At 68.4% G+C, this 17,204-nt stretch carries 13 protein-coding genes and 1 tRNA gene; 8 read left to right on the top strand and 6 right to left on the bottom strand.

What is annotated here, in order from left to right; translation table 11 throughout:
- Positions 1 to 32 precede the first annotated feature (32 nt).
- Genes JOY29_RS13550 through JOY29_RS13540 form a run of 3 tightly spaced genes read right to left on the bottom strand, consistent with a single transcriptional unit; the run spans position 33 to position 2,417 of the window.
- A complete protein-coding gene (locus JOY29_RS13550; protein WP_300974063.1) occupies positions 33 to 575 on the bottom strand; it encodes a Smr/MutS family protein in 543 nt (180 codons plus the stop codon).
- Positions 556 to 1,767, bottom strand: a complete 1,212-nt coding sequence (locus JOY29_RS13545) for an MltA domain-containing protein (RefSeq protein WP_300974062.1) — start codon at positions 1,765 to 1,767, stop codon at positions 556 to 558. Before JOY29_RS13545 ends, JOY29_RS13550 begins: the two co-directional genes overlap by 20 nt.
- Complete coding sequence (locus tag JOY29_RS13540) at positions 1,767 to 2,417, bottom strand: Tim44/TimA family putative adaptor protein (protein ID WP_300974061.1); 651 nt, start codon at positions 2,415 to 2,417, stop codon at positions 1,767 to 1,769. Before JOY29_RS13540 ends, JOY29_RS13545 begins: the two co-directional genes overlap by 1 nt.
- Positions 2,418 to 2,615: 198 nt before the next feature.
- Between JOY29_RS13540 and secB the strand changes: the two genes are divergently transcribed.
- From secB to JOY29_RS13520, 4 genes are all read left to right on the top strand, one after another.
- Positions 2,616 to 3,140 carry a protein-export chaperone SecB gene (gene secB, locus JOY29_RS13535; RefSeq protein ID WP_300974060.1) on the top strand — a complete coding sequence of 175 codons (525 nt, stop codon included), beginning with the start codon at positions 2,616 to 2,618 and terminating at the stop codon, positions 3,138 to 3,140.
- 108 nt (positions 3,141 to 3,248) lie between these two features.
- Complete coding sequence (gene murJ / locus JOY29_RS13530) at positions 3,249 to 4,820, top strand: murein biosynthesis integral membrane protein MurJ (RefSeq protein ID WP_300974059.1); 1,572 nt, start codon at positions 3,249 to 3,251, stop codon at positions 4,818 to 4,820.
- On the top strand, positions 4,817 to 5,833 hold the full coding sequence (gene trpS / locus JOY29_RS13525) for a tryptophan--tRNA ligase (RefSeq protein WP_300974058.1): 1,017 nt from the start codon (positions 4,817 to 4,819) through the stop codon (positions 5,831 to 5,833). Before murJ ends, trpS begins: the two co-directional genes overlap by 4 nt.
- A 96-nt stretch (positions 5,834 to 5,929) precedes the next feature.
- Positions 5,930 to 6,658: a DUF4136 domain-containing protein gene (locus JOY29_RS13520; protein ID WP_300974057.1), complete on the top strand. Its 729-nt coding sequence runs from the start codon at positions 5,930 to 5,932 to the stop codon at positions 6,656 to 6,658.
- Positions 6,659 to 6,722: 64 nt separating this feature from the next.
- Here the strand turns inward: JOY29_RS13520 and JOY29_RS13515 are convergent, their stop codons facing one another.
- A complete protein-coding gene (locus JOY29_RS13515; RefSeq protein ID WP_300974056.1) occupies positions 6,723 to 7,343 on the bottom strand; it encodes a PadR family transcriptional regulator in 621 nt (206 codons plus the stop codon).
- Positions 7,344 to 7,443: 100 nt separating this feature from the next.
- On the opposite strand from JOY29_RS13515, the gene JOY29_RS13510 reads away from it, so the two are divergent.
- From JOY29_RS13510 to JOY29_RS13495, 4 genes are all read left to right on the top strand, one after another.
- The gene (locus tag JOY29_RS13510) at positions 7,444 to 8,757 is read left to right on the top strand and encodes a replication-associated recombination protein A (RefSeq protein ID WP_300974055.1); all 1,314 of its coding nucleotides are present in this window, start codon (positions 7,444 to 7,446) and stop codon (positions 8,755 to 8,757) included.
- Complete coding sequence (locus JOY29_RS13505; protein WP_300974053.1) at positions 8,757 to 10,079, top strand: mechanosensitive ion channel; 1,323 nt, start codon at positions 8,757 to 8,759, stop codon at positions 10,077 to 10,079. Before JOY29_RS13510 ends, JOY29_RS13505 begins: the two co-directional genes overlap by 1 nt.
- Positions 10,076 to 10,921 (top strand): hypothetical protein, encoded by an 846-nt coding sequence (locus JOY29_RS13500; protein ID WP_300974052.1) that lies wholly within the window; start codon positions 10,076 to 10,078, stop codon positions 10,919 to 10,921. Before JOY29_RS13505 ends, JOY29_RS13500 begins: the two co-directional genes overlap by 4 nt.
- Before the next feature lie 17 nt (positions 10,922 to 10,938).
- Positions 10,939 to 11,011: transfer RNA gene (locus JOY29_RS13495), tRNA-Thr, on the top strand.
- Positions 11,012 to 11,014: 3 nt separating this feature from the next.
- Here the strand turns inward: JOY29_RS13495 and JOY29_RS13490 are convergent.
- Positions 11,015 to 12,412 carry a glutamate synthase subunit beta gene (locus tag JOY29_RS13490; protein WP_300974050.1) on the bottom strand — a complete coding sequence of 466 codons (1,398 nt, stop codon included), beginning with the start codon at positions 12,410 to 12,412 and terminating at the stop codon, positions 11,015 to 11,017.
- Positions 12,413 to 12,416: 4 nt separating this feature from the next.
- The gene (gene gltB, locus JOY29_RS13485) at positions 12,417 to 16,895 is read right to left on the bottom strand and encodes a glutamate synthase large subunit (protein WP_300974049.1); all 4,479 of its coding nucleotides are present in this window, start codon (positions 16,893 to 16,895) and stop codon (positions 12,417 to 12,419) included.
- Positions 16,896 to 17,204: the final 309 nt, after the last annotated feature.

Raw genomic sequence — 17,204 nt, 5'->3', positions numbered from 1 at the left:
ACACGGGTGTTAAAAAGCGGTATAGGTCCGGACTATCGCCTCAGGATCAGGTAAAGGCTGCCCCCGCCCCCATGCCGCCGGTGGGCGCTGCGCACGGCCGCAATGCGTTCGGCGTGGCGGGACACGGCGAGCCAGTCGTGCACTGCGGCGCGGATCTTGCCACGCTGGACCGGCGGCTCGCCCGGGCGGTGATGACCGGTGACCAGCAGCAGCAGCCGGTCCCCGGCCGCGATCGCCCGCTCCAGCGCGAGGTCGAGCGCTTCATAGGCCTGGGTCAGGTTCATTCCGTGAAGGTCGAGCGTACGGTCAACCGCGAAATTGCCGTTCTTCAACCGCCGCTCCCAGTGGCTGTCGAGATTGCCGTGGATGGTGGCGCGGCGCACCGGAGCGCTGGTGACCGGCCGCGGCGGCGGCACCCTGCCCTTGGGCTTGGCCGGCGACTGGACCGGCTTGGCTTGGGGTTCCGGCGCTGGCTGCGGCTGCGACTTGGTGGCGGCGGCCTCGCGGCTGAGCGGCGTGATGGACGCGGTCACCCGTGCCCACAGCGCCGCTTCCTCAGGGCTGAGCGGCCGCACGCTGGGCGAGCAGCCGGTCGACGCTGCTCCGGGGCAGCAGGAGCAGCGCGTCGCCTTTGGCCGACATTCCGCCGGCGATCCGCCGCGCCTCGGCACCGGCGCCCCAGAAGGTGTCGAAACGGTTGGCGCCCTTGATCGCGCCGCCCGTGTCCTGCGCCACCCACAGGCCGTCGGCATCGTTCATCGCGACGTCGAGCCAGACGGGAGCGCCGAGCGGCACGAACAGGGGGTCGGTGGCGACAGTCCCCCGCGGCGTAACCGGAAGGCCAAGCGCCCCGAGCGGCCCGGGCCCGGTCAATTCCTTGAAGAAGATCTTGGACAGGTTTTCGCGCATCAGCGACTTGCCGCCGTCCGGCTGGCTGCGCATCCACGCCTTGATCGAGTCCATGTCCGCCCCGCCCGGCGGCAGGATGTTACGTTCGCGCAGGAGACGCCCGACGCCGACATATTCGCGGCCGTTCTGATTGTCGTAGCCGATCCGCATGACCGAGCCGTCCGGCAGCCTAAGCCGGCCCGAGCCCTGGATCTCGAGGAAGAACATGTCGACCGGGTCGGCGGCATAGGCGAGTTCGAGCCCGCGTCCGGCGAGCGCGCCGTCCTCGATCTCGGCCCGCGTCCAGTAGAGGAGGCACTGCCCGGTCGCATCGATCCGGCCGCGCCCGGTCTGCCCATCGGCACGGGTGCAGCGGACGAGGTCGGTCGGTGTACGATAGATGGGCACGGCATAGCCGGGCGCGGTGACGCGCGAGCCGAGGATCTCGGGCTCCCAATAGCCGGTGGCGAAGGCCGGCTCGCTGCCGACCCGCACCCAGGCGAACTTGTCGGTGAAGAAGCGCTTCGCCACGTCGCCGTCCCCGACTGGCAAGGTCGCCGCCTCGTCGCACAGCGGCCGCCAGTCGGCGCCCTGCGTCAGCAGCGAAACATCGTTGCGGCGGACGACCGAAGGACAGGAGATGCGGAAGGCGGCGAGTGCCCGCGCGGCCGCCTCAGCGGAGAAACTGCGCGGCGCCGCAGGTGTGATTCCGGCGGCGGCGGCATTGGCCGGCTTGGGCGGGGTAACCGGCACCGGAACGGGCGCAGGTGCCGGCGTCGCGACCGACGGGACAGGCTGTACCGGCTGCGTTGGCCGGGTGGCGCATCCCGCCAGCGAAAGGGCGAGCAGCGCTCCCAGCCCCTTGGTCGGATACCGCACTATTCGTCGTCGGTTTCGATCAGGATCCAGTTGGGATCGCTCGAACCGAGGTCGCGGCGGAAGGTCCAGCGATCGCGGGTCTGCACCGCGTCGCTGAGCGAACCGGCAATGACGTTTCCACCGGAATCGCGCGTGATGGCGGCAATATCGGCCTCGAACCGGACCGTCAGGGTCGCGACCTTGCCGGTCACGTTGGCGGCGGCGATCAGCGCCTGCTCGATCGCGATCAAGCGGTTGTCGAGCTTCTGCCCGGCCGCCTCGCGCTCGGCGATGGCGCCGTCGAAGGCGGCCGCGATCTCCGGATCGAGGAAGCCCCGGACCTCATCAAGGCGTCCGGCCCAGAAGGCCTCGAGGATCATGCGATAGGCGCCCTGCGCGCCTTCGAGAAAGCGGGCGACGTCGAAGCTGGTATCGGCAGCGAGCAGCGCGCGCACACCAGGGCCGGCGGTCGGGAGATAGGCGGTGTCGAGCGGCTCGGCCGGGGCCGGCTGGCCGGGCGTGGCGACCGGCGCGCGCGGGGTAGCGACTGTTTCCGCGTCCGCCGGCTTGAGCGAAAGCTGTTGCTCGTGCCCGGTTCGCTCACCGAGGACGTTGTACAGCCGCAAGCCGATGAACAGGGCTACCAGCGCGAGGATGATGATCGATACCAAGAGAACCGCTTTCTCGTGTTCAGCCGTGTTGTAACGCCCGATATAGGCGCTGGTGCCGCTGCTTCAAACCCTCGCCTTTGGGCCTGCCCGCGCCATTGCACCGCCTCGGCGCGGCTGCTAGTCGCCCGCCCCAGTTCAGGGCCGGGCGGAAACTGTCTTGCCTGAGTCTTCCTTTTAGCATGGTTAAGGGCAGAAATCATGGCCGCTTCCGATCCCGTCTCCGCCGGCGCCAACGGTGCCACCGACAGCAGCAATCCCGAAGCGCCCCAGGTTGCGGCCCTGGCGCAATATGTGAAGGACCTGTCGGTCGAGAATCCGTCGTCCCCGCAGGTCTATCAGTGGAACGAGCAGCCGCAGCTCGACGTCCAGTTCAACATCTCGGTCAACAAGATCGCCGACGACGTCCATGAGGTGGTGCTGAAGATCGATGCCTCGGCGCGTTCGGCCTCGGGCGTCCAGTTCGTGCTCGACCTCAGCTATGCCGGCATCTTTGGCCTGCGCAACCTGCCGGAAGAGGCGCTCCCGGCGTTCCTCCTCGTCGAAGCGCCGCGCCTGCTGTTCCCGTTCGCCCGCCAGGTTGTCGCGAGCTCGGTCCAGGATGCCGGCTTCCCGCCGCTGATGCTCGACCCGATCGACTTCGCTGGCATCTACATGAGCCAGATCGAACAGCAGGCCCAGGCTGAAGGCGGCGAGCAGCCGCAGAGCGAGCCGACCGTCCAGTAATCGGCGCCTCCCCCTGCGCTGGGGGAGGTGCCCACCCGCCGTCTTGCGTCGGTCGGCGGCGGGGGCAACAACGCCGGGAGGGGGCTCTAGTTACGTGAAGCTGCACCGATGAATCTCCTCAAGGCCACCGGCACCATCGGCGGGCTGACCATGGTCAGCCGCGTGCTCGGCTTCGTCCGCGACATGATCGCGGCGCGCCTGCTCGGCGCAAGCCATGCCAACGACGCCTTCAACCTCGCCTTCCTGCTGCCGAACATCTTTCGCCGCCTGTTCGCGGAAGGCGCCTTCTCGAGCGGCTTCGTGCCGCTGTTCAGCCGGCGTCTGGCGCAGGGCGGGGAAAAGGACGCCGAGGAGTTCTCGAGCGAGATCCTTGCGGTCTTCATGCCGGCGCTGCTGCTGGTCACGGTCGTGTTCGTCATCTTCATGCCGGGCGTCATCGCGCTGGTCGCCGGCAGCTACCGCGAGGTGCCGGGCAAATATGAACTGGCGGTGGAGCTCACTCGCTGGACCTTCCCCTACCTGCTGTTCATCAGCCTCGTCGCGCTCCTCTCCGGCATCCTCAATTCACTGACGCGCTTCGTCGCCGCCGCCTTCGCGCCCGCGCTGCTCAACCTCGTCCTCATCGCCGCCTTGCTGCTCGCGCCGCGCGGCAATGACCTGGCGACGGTCCGCTACATGGCGATCGCCGTGCTGATCGGCGGCATCGTCCAGTTCGCGCTGTGCTGGGTGGCGGTGCGGCGGGCGGGGGTCCACCTCTCCTTCCGCCGCCCACGCATGACTCCGGCGGTGAAGGAGCTGGTCATCCTCATCCTGCCGGCGACCGTGGCCGCCGGCGCCTACCAGATCAGCCAGCTCTTCTACGCCTTCTTCTCCGCCCGTCTGGGCGAAGGCGCGCTGACCATGCTCAGCTATGCCGACCGCCTGAACCAGCTTCCGTTGTCGATCATCGGCACCGCGCTCGGCGTCGCCATCCTGCCGGCGATCAGCCGCGCCATCGCCCGCGACGACGAGGCGGAGGCCGCCGACGTCCAGGCCCGCGCCTTCGACCTGTCCATGCTGCTGACTCTTCCCGCCACGGTTGCGCTGGCGGTGATTGCCGGACCGATCATCGCCGCCCTGTACGGCGGCGGCGAGTTCACGGACGAGGACAGCGCGACCACCGCCGCCATCCTCGCCATCCTCGTCACCGGCCTGCCCGCCTATGTGCTGGTCAAGGTGCTGACCCCGGCCTTCTATGCCCGCCGGGACGTCAAGACTCCGGTCTATATCGCCATGGCCATCCTGATCCTGTCGATCCCGGCCAACTTCTTCCTGATCCCGTTGCTCGGCATCACCGCGCTCGCCACCGTCACCTCGGTCGGGGCCTGGGCCAATTTCCTGCTGCTGTTCGCCATCCTCGCCGTGCGTGGCCACTTCCGCATGCCGGTCTGGCTGATCGGCCGGGTGGCGCGCCAGATCATCGCCGCCGCCGCCATGGGCGTCGTCCTGTGGCTGCTTCAGGAGCCGCTGTCGCGCGGCCTGTTCGCCAGCGAGGCGGGCGAGTTCCTCGCGCTCGGGATCATGGTGGCCGTCGGTGGCCTCGTCTATTTCGGCGTCGCCTTCCTCATCGGCGGCGTCGACCGCGAGGCACTGCTTGCGCTTCGCCGCCGCCGCCCCGCCACGCAGCAGAGCCCAGAATGACCAGCGCTCCAGTCACCCGAGTCCTGTCCGGCATCCAGCCGACCGGCAACCTCCACCTCGGCAACCTGCTCGGCGCCATCCTGCGCTGGGTGCGGATGCAGGAGGAGGCGCCCTGCCTGTTCTTCCTCGCGGACCTCCATTCGCTGTCGGACCACATCCCGGCTGCAACCCGGCTGGCGCAGGTGCGCGCGATGGCGGCGGCGCTGATCGCCAGCGGCATCGATCCGGCCCGCTCCGTCCTGTTCGCCCAGTCGGACGTGCCGGCCCATGCCGAGCTGTGCTGGATGCTGAACGGGACCGCCCGCATGGGCTGGCTCAGCCGGATGACCCAGTGGAAGGACAAGTCGGGCAAGAACAAGGAAGGCGCGTCGGTCGCCCTGTTCGACTATCCGGTGCTCCAGGCCGCCGACATCCTGCTCTATCGTCCCAGCCACGTGCCGGTCGGCGAGGACCAGAAGCAGCATATCGAGCTCACCCGCGACATCGCCACCAAATTCAACCTCGACACCGGCACCGAGACCTTTGTCCTGCCCGAGCCCTTCATCGGCGGCGGGGTGGCGGCGCGGGTCATGTCGCTACGCGACGGCAGCGCCAAGATGAGCAAGTCCGATCCTTCGGACATGAGCCGGGTCAATCTGGTCGACAGCGACGAGGAGATCGCCGCCAAGATCCGCAAGGCGCGGACCGATCCCGATCCTCTGCCCGGCGACCCCGAGCTGCTCAAGGACCGGCCGGAGGCGCGCAACCTCGTCGGGATCATGGCCGCCGTGACCGGGGAGAGCGAGACCGCCATCCTCGCCCGCTTCGAGGGCCAGGGTTTCGGCGCCTTCAAGCCGGCCCTGGCCGATGCGCTCGTCGCGCTGATCGCGCCGATCCGTGCCCGCTACACCGAGCTGGAGCGCGACACCGCCGAACTCGATCGCATTCTCGACACGGGTGCGGCGAGGGCCGCGGAGTTGGCCGCACCGACCCTGCACGATGCCAAGCGCGCACTGGGACTCAGCCGCCGCTGATCGCTCCTCAGCCTCCCTTCATCGATGGTTCAACTCACTTTCTGCTATAAGCTACTCGTTTACCGGGACTTTCCCCGAGTCGAGGGTTTGCCAACCATGACGTTCCTGAAGAAACTTGTCGCCGCCGCACTGGTCGGTGCCGCGAGCGTCGGCCTGTCCGGCTGCGCCACCGGGCTGCCAGCCAAGGTCACCCGCTTTCAGGCCATGCCCGCACCGCAGGGCCAGAGCTTCTATGTCGTCCCCGGCCAGGGCCTCGCCCAGGGCGGCGGGCTCGAGTTCAGCCGCTACGCCGAACTGGTTTCCCGCCACCTTGCCGCGCAGGGCTATGCCCAGGCTGCCAATCCGGCGCAGGCAACAATGATCGTCCAGCTCGGCTATGAGGTGGACAAGGGCACCGAGCGTGTCGTGGTCGACCGCTTCGGACCGGCCGGCTACGATCCCTTCTACCGCGGGTTCTACAGCCCTTACGGTCGCTTCGGCAGCCGCTACGATCCCTTCTACGGCATCTACTACGGCCGGCCCTACTACAGCCGCTTCGGCTATTGGGGCGGCGGTCGCTCGGCCTTCTACTATGGCTGGAACGACCCGTTCTGGTTCGGTGGTCCGGACGTCCGCCAGTATACCGAATATAAGTCGGAGCTGGACATCGACATCCGCCGCCGCGCCGACAACCAGCAGCTGTTCGACGGCCGGGCGCAGGCGCGCTCGACCACCGACAACACGCAGGTGCTCGTCCCCAACCTGATCGAAGCCATGTTCACCGGCTTCCCGGGTCGCAATGGCGAGACGGTGAAGATCACGGTGCCGGCGCAGAAGAAGCGCTGAGCCATCGTCTTCGGTCATGGGCAAGGGCCCTCCGTCACCCCGGTGGCGGAGGGCCTTCTCGTTGTTACTTCGCCCGCTCGATCCGTTTGGCCGCCTCGTCGAGGATGTCGACCACCTCGTTGATCAGCGCCTCGTTCCAGCCGCCGCGCGCGGCACGGTTGCCGAGCGCGGTCATGAGGTTGCCCAACGCGCGGACGAGCTCCGGCCGGTTCGAACGACGTCGACCCTCGCCGCTGGCCTCCAGCCGCTCGAACAGCGCCGCGACTTCCTCCGCCCGCGCGTCCAGATGCGCGCGGCCTTCGTCGGTAATGGCGAAGCTCTTCTTGGCGCCGGCGCTCGCCTGCCGCTCGATCATCCCCATGTCCTCGAGCAGTTCGAGATTGGTGTAGAGGATGCCCGCGCTCGGCGCATAGTCGCCGTGGGTCAGCTCCTCGAGCGCCTTGATGATCGCATAGCCGTGGCGCGGCTCGTCGGCGATCAGCTTCAGGATGATGAGCTGGAACTCCTCCGAGCTGAACATCCGCCGGCGCCGGCCGCCCCGATGCCCACCCCAGCCACCGCCGCCGCCCCCGCGACCACCGACGTGGAAGCGGATCGCTTCGTCGGGATCGCCGAAGGGGAAACCGGTCATGGCCACGAACGCCCGGCCGTCGGGGCCACAGCCGCGGTTCAAATGAAAGCGCATGGGCTCTTCTCTCCTATCTTGAGCACTCAAGATATATCTTCATTGCATCGCCTCAAGAGGGGCATGGCGCTTGCGCCTTCTTCTTTCTACGAACCGACGAATGGCCGACCTGTTTGAAGCCGAGCCCTTGCCCAGCCCAGCCGCGGCCGTGCCACTTGCCGAGCGGCTGCGTCCGACCAGCCTCGCGGAGGTCATCGGCCAGGAACATCTCACGGGATCCGAAGGCGCGATCGGTCGGATGGTCGCTGCCGGCCGCCTGTCGAGCCTCATCCTGTGGGGACCGCCCGGCACCGGCAAGACCAGCATCGCCCGATTACTGGCCGAAGCGGTCGGCTACCGCTTTGCCGCGCTCTCCGCCGTCTTCAGCGGGGTTGCCGACCTCAAGAAGGCCTTCGCGGAGGCCGAGGCGCACGCCCGCGCGGGCAAGCGCACCCTCCTCTTCGTGGACGAGATCCACCGTTTCAACCGCAGTCAGCAGGACGGTTTCCTGCCCTTCGTCGAGGCGGGCGTAGTCACTCTCGTCGGTGCGACGACCGAAAACCCCAGCTTCGAACTCAACGCCGCCCTGCTCTCGCGCACCCAGGTTCTGGTGCTGAAGCGCCTCGACGAGGAAGCGCTCGGCACCCTGCTTGCCCGCGCCGAACAGGCGGAAGGCCGTCCCTTGCCTCTCACCGACGACGCCCGCGCCGCCCTGGTCGCCAGCGCGGACGGCGACGGCCGCTTTCTTCTCAACCAGGTGGAAATGCTGGTTGCGGCCAGCCCGGATGGAGCGCTCGATACTGCCGCCCTACGCGACCTCATCCAGCGGCGGCTGCCTGTCTATGACAAGGACCGCGAGGGCCATTACGGGCTCATCTCCGCCCTTCACAAATCGATCCGCGGTTCGGATCCGCAGGCCGCCCTCTACTATCTCGCGCGCATGCTGACCGCCGGCGAGGAGCCGCTCTACCTCCTCCGCCGCCTTACCCGCGCCGCTGTCGAGGACATCGGCCTCGCCGACCCGCAGGCGCTGGTGCAATGCATGGCGGCGAAGGACACCTACGACTTCCTCGGCTCGCCGGAAGGCGAACTCGCCATCGTCCAGGCCTGCCTCTATCTCGCCACCGCGCCCAAATCGAACGCCCTCTACACGGCGCAGAAGGAAGCCTGGAAGAGCGCCAAGGCGCATGGCTCCCTTTCGCCGCCCAAGCATACCCTTGGTGCGCCGACCAAGCTGATGCGCGATCTCGGCCATGGCAAAGGCTATGCCTATGACCATGATGCGCCCGACGCCTTCTCCGGCCAAGACTATTGGCCCGAGGGCATGAGCCCGGAAACCTACTACCGCCCGACCGACCGCGGGTTCGAGAAACGCCTTGCGGAGCGGCTCGCCTGGTGGAACGAGAAGCGCGAGGGTTTGCAGGAGGGAAGCTGATGTATCCACCGTCGACTGCCGAGACATGGCGCGCCGATCTGGTCGAATGGGGGCCGCGGATCCTCATCGCGCTGGCGATCCTCGTCGCCACGTGGATCATCGCGCGGGCGGTGAAATGGGCGCTGGCCAAGGCCATCAGCAAGACGCCCGCCCTCCAGAAGCATACGCCCGGCAACCAGCATGAGACGGTCGGCCACCAGATCGGCACCATCGCCAAGCTGGTCGTCTGGCTGGTCGGCATCATGGCCGCGCTGAATTTCCTTCAGATCGGGCAGATCCTCTCGCCGGTTGCGACCCTCACCAACCAGATCTTCGAGTTCCTGCCGCGGCTGATCGGCGCGGGCCTCATCTTCTTCGTCGGCCTGATCGTCGCCCGCATCGTCCGCCGGCTGGTCGAGACCCTGCTGACCGCCGCCAACATCGACGGGCTGATGGCGCGCGCGGGCCTCGGCGACCATCCGCCGACGGTCCGCACCGACCCCGATGCCGTGCCGCCGGGCACCACCCCCGGCGCGACCCGCACCAGCCTTGCGCGAGCCGCGGGCGTCCTCGCCTTCGCCCTGATCATCATCCCGGTCGCCATCGCCGCTCTGCAAGTGCTCGGAATCGAGGCGATCAGCGGTCCGGCCATCCACATGCTCGACCAGATCAGCGGCGCCATCCCGCGCCTGCTGACCGCAGCCCTGTGGCTTGGCATCGCCTTCATCGCGGCCAAGTTCCTCAAGACCATCATCGAAGCGATCCTTCCGCCGACCGGCTTCGACGATGCGCTGCGCTCGACCGGGGTTCTGCCGGCGACCACCACGCCGAGCCGGATCGTCGCCAACGTCGCCTTCGTCGCCATCATGCTCGCCGCCGCCATCGAGGCCGCGCACCAGCTCGGCGGCGATACGGTCGCAATCTTCCTCGTCCAGGTGACCAGCCTCGGTTCCAAGGTGATCTTCGGCACCCTGATCATCGTCGCCGGCATCTTCCTCGCCAAGATCCTGGCGAACCTCGTCGGCAGTTCGACCGGCGAGGGCGGCTTCGCGCAGACCATCGTCCGCTATGCGATCATCGCCCTGTTCACCGCCATCGGCCTCACCTTCATGGGCCTGGCGGATGTCATCGTCTACATGGCGTTCGGCCTGATCCTCGGCTCGGCCGCCATCGCCACCGCTCTCGCCTTCGGGCTTGGCGGACGCGAGGCGGCCGGCCGCATCCTCAACCACTTCGCCGACCGGGTGACCGGCGCAGGCGACACGCCCCGCACCCCGCGCCGCCCCGCGCGACTGGAGGGGACGAAGGAGACTCCGACGGGCGACGGGCCGACGCTCATTTGAGCTTCACCCGCTTCGTCGCCATCGACTGGTCGGGTGCCAAGGGAAGGCGGCACAAGGGGATCGCCGTCGCCTCCTGCAACCGCTTGGGAGCGCCGCGGCTGATCCGCCCGGAGCATGTGTGGAGCCGGACCGAGGTCGCCGACTGGCTGGCGGCCGAAGCGCTGAAGGAGCCGACCCTGTTCGGCTTCGACTTCTCCTTCGCCCCTCCCCACGCCGAGCGCGGTGCCTATCTCCCCGGCGAAGAAGGCGTGCCCGACAACGCCCGCGACTTCTGGGCCTATGTCGATGCAAACGCTCCCGACGAGGATCTCGGCGCGGCGAGCTTCCTCGAGCAGGTCCACCGCCGCCATTTCTATTTCGGTATCGCCGACGGGGTGAAGGCCGACTTCGTCCGCTTCCGCCAGTGCGACCACCGTCTGAACCAGGCCGGCGGGCGCAAGACCGCCAGCGCCTATGACGCGATCGGCGCCGCGCAGGTCGCGAAGGCGAGCTTCGCCGGCATGCGCTTCCTTCACCGCCTGTCGGGCAAGGTGCCGATCTGGCCGATGGACCCGCTCGAGCCCGGTGAAAGCGCCATTGTCGAGATCTACACCAGAATCTATCTGCGCAACGCCGGCCTGTCCGGCACCAAGCTTCGCAGCAGGACCGAGCTCAACGCAGCCTTGAAGGCGCTGGGGAGCCCGCCGGCTCGCCTGCGCTTCGAACCCGACGACCACCAGACCGATGCGCTCGTCACCGCCGCCGGCATGCGCGTCCACGCCCGCCAGCCGCAGGCCTTCGCGCCATCAGGCCTCACCGCCGACCTCGCCCGAACCGAGGGCTGGACCTTCGGCATCCTCTAGGCTTAGGGAGCCTCCGCGCCGGTTTAGCTCAGTTGGTAGAGCAGCGGTTTTGTAAACCGAAGGTCGCGGGTTCGAATCCTGCAACCGGCACGTTCACCCCACCAGCGCCGAATGCACCGCCGCCGCGCAGTCGCGGCCTTCGCGGATGGCCCACACCACCAGGCTCTGCCCACGCCGGGCATCGCCGCAGGCGAAAACGCGCGGGCGTCCGGTGGCGAAGCCCTGCGCATCGGCCTGGATCGCCCCGCGCATCATGGCCAGGCCGGCCGCCTCGCCCGGGAAGGCGGTGCCGGTGAAGCCCATCGCCAGCAGGACGAGATCGGCGCGGAGCTCGAAGCCGCTGCCGGCAAGCGGCCGTGCCGCCCCGTCCACCCACTCTGCCCGTGCGCAATGCAGCTTCGCGACCCTGCCATCCACGCCGGTGAAGCCGGTCGTCAGCACGGCGAAGTCGCGGGTGCAGCCCTCCTCCTGGCTGCTGGAGGTGCGCAGCTTGAGCGGCCAGTAGGGCCAGGTCAGCGCCTTGTCCTCCCTAGCCGGCGGCTCGGGCATGATCTCCAGCTGGGTGACTAAGGCCGCGCCCTGGCGGTTGGCGGTGCCGATGCAGTCGGAACCGGTGTCGCCGCCGCCGATCACCACCACATGTCGGCCGTCGGCGCTGATCGGGGCATCCGGCTCGGCTTCGCCGGCCACCCGCCGGTTTGCCTGGGTGAGATAATCCATCGCGAAGTGGATGCCGCCAAGGTCCCGCCCAGGGATGGCGAGGTCGCGCGGCCGCTCGGCCCCGGCGGCGATCACAACCATGTCATAGTCGTCGAGCAGCCGCTCGAGCGGCAGGTCGACCCCAACTTCGATCCGGGTCCGGAAGAGCACGCCCTCGCGCTCCATCTGCTCGACCCGGCGGTCGATCAGCGCCTTCTCCATCTTGAAGTCGGGAATGCCGTAGCGAAGCAGGCCGCCGATCCGGTCGGCCTTCTCGAACACGGTCGGATTATGCCCGAGCCGCGCAAGCTGCTGGGCGCAGGCGAGGCCCGCCGGGCCCGAGCCGACGATCGCCACCCGCCGTCCCGTGCCGCGAGCCGCCAGCCGCGGCGTTACCCACCCTTCGCGGAAGGCACGGTCGGCGATCTCGCATTCGATCGACTTGATGGTCACCGGATTGTCGTCGAGGTTGAGCGTGCAGGCCGCCTCGCACGGTGCCGGGCAGACCCTGCCGGTGAACTCGGGAAAGTTGTTGGTCGCGTGGAGCCGGTCGATCGCCCCGCGCCAGTCCTCCTCGCCGACGAGGTCGTTCCAGTCGGGAATGAGATTGTTCACCGGGCATGCCGAATGGCAGAAGGGAATGCCGCAATCCATGCAGCGCTGCGCCTGGCTGGCGACGGCGGCGGGCTCGACGGGAAGCGCGAACTCGCCCCAGCCCCTCACCCGCTCCTTGGCGGGAGCCACGGCCCGGTCGCGCCGCTCGATTTCCAGAAATCCCGTCGGTCTGCCCATCGCCTTACTCCGCCGCCATCACGGTCTGGCCGAGCGCCCGGCGGTAGTCGTGCGGCATGACCTGGACGAACCGGCGGAGGCTGGTCGCCCAGTCGCCGAGCAGCGCCCATGCCCGCGCACTTCCGGTCGCCTCGGCATGCGCCTCGACCAGCACGCGCAGGCGGGCCACGTCCTCGACCTCCTCCAGCGCCACGCCGGCGAGATTGCACTGGTCGGCTAGGCGCCGCTCCGGGTCCCACACCCAGGCCATTCCGCCCGACATGCCGGCCGCGAAATTGCGCCCGACCGGCCCCAGCACGACCACCAGCCCGCCGGTCATATATTCGCAGCCATGGTCCCCCGTCCCCTCGACCACTGCCACGGCGCCTGAGTTGCGCACCGCGAAGCGCTCGCCCGCCACGCCGCCGAAGAATGCGGTGCCGCCGGTCGCGCCATAGAGGCAGGTATTGCCGACGATGATGTTCTCGGCCGCATCCCGCCTCGAGCCTTCCGGCTGGCGGACGATCAGCCGCCCACCGGATAGCCCCTTGCCGACATAATCGTTGGCGTCGCCGCTGAGCTCCAGCGTCAGGCCCTGCGCGAGGAAGGCGCCGAAGCTCTGCCCGGCTGTCCCGGTCAGCCTCAGGCGGATACTGTCGTCCGGCAGCCCCGCGGGCCCGTTGCGGAGCGCCAGCACACCCGAGGCATGGGCGCCGACCGACCGGTCGACATTTGTCACCCCGGCCTCGATCCGCGCCGGCAATGGTCCGTCGAGCGCGTCGACGATGAGCGCGTCGAGCCGGTGGTCCACCTCGCGCTCGACCGGCGCAACGAACCGCCGGGGCCCCTCGCCGCCGACCGTGCGCAGCAGCTTCGACAGGTCGGCCCCGCCCGCCTTGCCGCTTGCCGCACGCTGGCGGAGGAGGTCGACCCGCCCGATCATCTCTTCCAGCGACCTGAGGCCGAGCCCCGCCATGATCTCGCGCAGCTCCTCGGCGACGAAGAAGAAATAGTCGATCACGTGCTCGGGCATGCCGGCGAACTTGGCCCGCAGCCGCGGGTCCTGAGTCGCGATTCCCACGGGACAGGTGTTGAGGTGGCACTTGCGCATCATGATGCAGCCCGCGGCGATCAGGGGCGCAGTCGCAAAGCCATATTCGTCCGCCCCGAGCAGGGCGGCGATGGCGACGTCCCGCCCGGTCCTAAGGCCGCCGTCGGCCTGCACGACCACCCGCCCGCGAAGCCCGTTGAGGATGAGCGTCTGCTGCGTCTCCGCCAGCCCAAGCTCCCACGGGCTCCCGGCATGGCTGAGCGAGGTCAGCGGCGACGCGCCCGTCCCGCCCTCGTAGCCGGAAATGGTGACATGGTCGGCGGTGCACTTTACCACGCCGGCCGCGACCGTGCCCACGCCCGCCTCCGCGACCAGCTTCACCGACACGCGCGCACCCGGGTTCACGCTGCGCAGGTCGTGGATCAGCTGCGCCAGATCCTCGATCGAATAGATGTCGTGATGCGGCGGCGGCGAGATCAGGCCGACACCCGGCGTCGAGTGGCGCACGGCGGCGATCTGCGCGTCGACCTTGTGCCCCGGAAGCTGCCCGCCCTCGCCGGGCTTGGCGCCTTGCGCGATCTTGATCTGGATGTCGTCGGCATTGACCAGATAGTCGGCGGTCACTCCGAAGCGGCCCGACGCGACCTGCTTGATCGCCGAGCGCTCGTCCGTGGCGAAGCGCTCTCGCTCCTCGCCGCCCTCGCCGGTGTTGGACTTGCCGCCGATGCGGTTCATCGCCTTCGCCAGCGTCGAATGGGCCTCGCGGCTGATCGAGCCGAAGCTCATCGCGCCGGTGGCGAAGCGCCGCACGATCTCGGCGGCGGGCTCCACCTCGTCGATCGGTATCGGCGGTCCGGCCGGCACGAACTCCAGAAGCCCGCGCAGGGTCAGCAGCTGGCTTCCCCGCGCATTCATCTCCGCCGCATAGGCACGGTAACGATCTGGCAGCCGACCGCGCACGGCATGCTGGAGATGGGCGATGCTGTCCGGGGTCCAGGCATGGGCCTCGCCGCCCGCGCGGAAGGCGTAGAGCCCGCCGACTTCCAGCCGCCCCGCGTCTGGCCCATGCGCCCGCCGATGCCGCGCCGTGCTCTCCTCGGCGATCTCCGCCAGGCCCGCGCCCTCGATGTTGCTGGTGGTGCCGGTGAAATAGCGATCGACGAAACCCTGCGAGAGGCCGACCGCGTCGAAGATCTGCGCGCCGCAATAGGATTGGAAGGTCGAGATGCCCATCTTGGACATGACCTTGAGCAGCCCCTTGCCGATTGCCTTGATGTAATTGGCTTGCGCCTCGCCCGGTCTCGCGGCGATCTTCCCGCGGGCGCACAGGCCGTCGATGACGTCGAACGCCAGCCACGGGTTGATCGCTTCCGCGCCATAGCCGGCGAGCACGCAGAAGTGATGCACCTCGCGCGCTTCGCCGGTCTCGACGACGAGGCCGGTCTGCATCCTCAGGCCCTGGCGGATCAGGTGATGGTGCACCGCCCCGGTCGCCAGCGCGGCCGGGATCGGCACCCGGTCCGGCCCCTCGCGACGGTCGGACAGCACCAGCACGTTGATATCCGCGAGCACCGCCTCGGTCGCTTCCCAGCAGAGCCGCTGCACCGCCGCCTCCAGCGCCTGCGCGTCGCCGCCGGCGGGCCAGGTCGCATCCAGCGTCGCCGTCCGGAACGCGCCGTCGAGCGTATCGTGGATCGAACGAACCTTCTCCAGATCCTCATTGGTGAGGATCGGCTGGGCGACCTCCAGCCGCTTGTGGTTGCCGGCATTGCGCCCGAGCAGGTTCGGGCGCGGCCCGATCATCGACACCAGACTCATCACCAGGCTCTCGCGGATCGGATCGATCGGCGGGTTGGTCACCTGCGCGAAGTTCTGCTTGAAATAGTCGTAGAGCAGCCGCGGCCGCTTGCTCAGCACCGCCAGCGGCGTGTCGGTGCCCATCGATCCGACCGGATCGTCCGCCGCGCCCGCCATCGGCGTCAGGAACAGCCGCAGGTCCTCGTCCGTGTAGCCGAAGCTGATCTGCGTGCGCCGAAACACGTCCTCGTCGGGCGGGCGCACGATCGGATTGGAGCCGGCCGGCAGGTCCTTCAGGTCAAACTGTGTTTCGCGCAGCCATTCGCCATAGGGCTCGGCGTTGGCGAGCTCCGCCTTCACTTCCTCGTCCTCGACGATGCGCTGCTTGTCGAAGTCGATCAGCAGCATCTTGCCCGGCTGCAGCCGCCACTTGCGGACGATCCTGTCTTCCGGGATCGGAAGCACGCCGCTTTCGGAAGCCATCACCACCAGGTCGTCGTCGGTGACGAGGAAGCGCGCCGGCCTCAGGCCATTGCGGTCGAGCGTCGCGCCGATCTGCCGGCCATCGGTGAAGGCAATCGCCGCCGGCCCGTCCCACGGCTCCATCAGCGCCGCATGATATTCGTAGAATGCCCGGCGCCCTTCCTCCATCTGCGGATTGCCGGCCCAGGCCTCGGGGATCAGCAGCATCACCGCATGCGGCAGCGAATAGCCGCCCGCCACCAGCAGCTCGAGCGCATTGTCGAGGCAGGCGGTGTCCGACTGGCCGTGCGGGATGATCGGCCACATCTTGTCGAGGTCGGCGCCGAGCAGCGGCGATTCCAGCGTCCGCCGCCTGGCATTCATCCAGTTGACGTTGCCGCGCACCGTGTTGATCTCGCCATTGTGGGCGATGAACCGATAGGGATGCGCCAGCCGCCAGCTCGGGAAGGTGTTGGTCGAGAAGCGCTGGTGGACCATCGCCAGCGCCGACACGGTCCGCTCATCGGCAAGGTCGCGGTAGAAGGTGCCGACCTGATGCGGCAGCAGCAGCCCCTTGTAGACGAGGGTGCGGCTCGAGAAGCTGGCGACATAGAAGTCGGTGAGCTCCGGCAGCTCCTGCCGTTTCGCCTGGTCCGCCAGCGGGTTGAGCGTCTGCTTGCGGATCGCCAGCAGCTTGCGCTCGAAGGCGTCGCCATCGCGTAGCCCCTCGCCGCGCCCGATCACCGCCTGGCGGATCGCCGGCACCGTCGCCAGCACCGCCGCGCCGAGGATGGACGTATCCACCGGCACGTCCCGCCAGCCGAGGAACTGCTGCCCCTCCTTGCGCACCATGTGCTCGAGCCGTTCCTCGGCAAAGGACCGCGCCCGCTCGCCCTGCGGCAGGAAGCACATGGCGACGGCATAGTCGCCCGGTCCCGGCAGCCTGACCCCGGCCTCGTCCGCCCAGGCTTCGAACAACGCGTGCGGCAGCTGGATCAGGCAGCCCGATCCGTCGCCCACTTCCGGGTCGGCGCCGACCCCGCCGCGATGATGAAGGTTGGCGAGGATCCGCAGCCCCTGCGCGATGATGCCATGCGACTTCTCGCCCTTCACATGCGCGACGAACCCCATCCCGCAGCTGTCATGCTCGCGGGAGGGATCGTACAAACCTTGCGCCTGCGGTGGTCGGTTCAACTCGCCATCACCCCATCTGCTGCGTCGCACAATCAAGCCATTGATCAGACAGGAGACTGACGATTTCGGAGAGCGCTCGCAAGTGAGAATATGAGGTTGGCGGAACGGCTGAAAAGGTCCCAATCAACCTGCAATATTAGGCCCTTAGAGCGACAATGGAGGTCGCGGACGGTTCCGGAACCCTCCGCCGCTTGTCACGGACGTGAAATATTCTCACGACCCTCGCTTCCCGTTGTGCAGCGCAGCAACTCTCTGCATCATCTACAAGTGAATGCGTCAAACAGGGATCCCTCGGGGGTCGGATCCCAC

Origin of the sequence: Sphingomonas sp. LHG3406-1, assembly GCF_029637485.1 — a bacterium.
Lineage (GTDB): Bacteria > Pseudomonadota > Alphaproteobacteria > Sphingomonadales > Sphingomonadaceae > Sphingomicrobium.
The sequence above is the reverse complement of the archived record's forward strand: the minus strand, read 5'-3'. Positions and strand labels throughout refer to the sequence as shown.